Here is a 1,210-nt window from a genome sequence, read left to right as displayed (position 1 = left end):
CTTGTATCTCAACCGATAAAGTTAAATCATAAAATCAGGGTAAGAAATTGAACCTGTCCCAAGTGCCAGACACTGAGTCGTAGATTAACTTACCCTTGATTTTTCATTTGAAATCTGAACAAAGTATCATAGTGCAATCAACCTGATTTGACACTGCATTGACAAGGATAGACATAATGAACGTTTCACATTTTATCGGTATTGATATTGCTAAAAAGAAATTTGACGTGGCTTATCTTAAAGATAAAGAACGCCAAACCGTTAAAACAAAAGTGTTGGATAATAAGCCCGAAGGATTTTACCAACTCCTTGAATGGATTAAGAAAAATGTCGGTAACGACTTTTCAACCATTCATATTACGCTTGAACCCACAGGCGTATATCACGAAGCATTAGCTTGTTTTTTATACGACCACGGTTTCATCGTTAATCTTATCAACCCTGCTCGTCTGCCCAAATTCGCCGCCTATAAAGGCGTAGTGCATAAAAACGACCATGGTGATAGCAAATTACTTGCCCTATTCGGTGCAGAAAACCCGCAAGAATACTGGCAGCCCGAACCGTTAAGCATTCGCCAATTAAAGGCTAAACTGGCTCGTTTAGAAGCCCTAAAAGGCGATTTGTTACGCGAAAATAACCGTTTGGAACAAGCCGAAGCAGGTAATGTACCTAACGAAGTGATGTGTTCCATTCATCACATTCGCAACGCCTTGCAAGAAGCGATTGTTGCGCTACGCAAGGATATTGATGACCACATTAATAGGAATCCTGAGCTGAAATCGGATAGAGAGCTGCTCAGAAGTATCCCCGGTGTGGGCGAAAATACAGCAAACCAAATGCTGGTGATTTATCACAGCAAAATGTTTAAGAAAGCGTCAGAAATGGCGGCTTTCTTGGGGTTAATCCCCCGGGAGCACACCTCAGGCACGATGCGTGGCAAGGTAATGTTGAGCAAAAAAGGCTCACCAAAAATCCGAGCTTTACTGTTTTTTCCTGCTGTTGTAGCGACAACGTATAACCCTGATATTAAGGCACATTACGACCGTTTGCGAGAGCGAGGCAAAACCAAAATGCAAGCCGTGGGTGCAGCAATGCGCCGTTTGGTGCATATCTGCTTTGGGGTGTTAAAGAACAAAACTTTTTACCAACCACAAGTTTGTTTAGCTTAGTGAAAAAACATTTGACTTTGGGGCTGGGAGACAGTATCTAC

General features: G+C 42.1%; 1 protein-coding gene. It reads left to right on the top strand.

Annotated features, from left to right (window positions below):
• The first annotated feature begins 176 nt into the window (after positions 1–176).
• The gene (locus DK423_RS10955; RefSeq protein ID WP_032996514.1) at positions 177–1,169 is read left to right on the top strand and encodes an IS110 family RNA-guided transposase; all 993 of its coding nucleotides are present in this window, start codon (positions 177–179) and stop codon (positions 1,167–1,169) included.
• Positions 1,170–1,210: the final 41 nt, after the last annotated feature.

The organism is Aggregatibacter actinomycetemcomitans (assembly GCF_003130205.1).
GTDB classification, from domain to species: domain Bacteria; phylum Pseudomonadota; class Gammaproteobacteria; order Enterobacterales; family Pasteurellaceae; genus Aggregatibacter; species Aggregatibacter actinomycetemcomitans_A.
This window is presented reverse-complemented; position numbering and strand designations above follow the sequence as displayed.

Bases quoted from the DNA above. Each gene is read 5' to 3' on its own strand.
- DK423_RS10955 (WP_032996514.1), top strand. From the start codon at position 177: ATGAACGTTTCACATTTTATCGGTATTGATATTGCTAAAAAGAAATTT.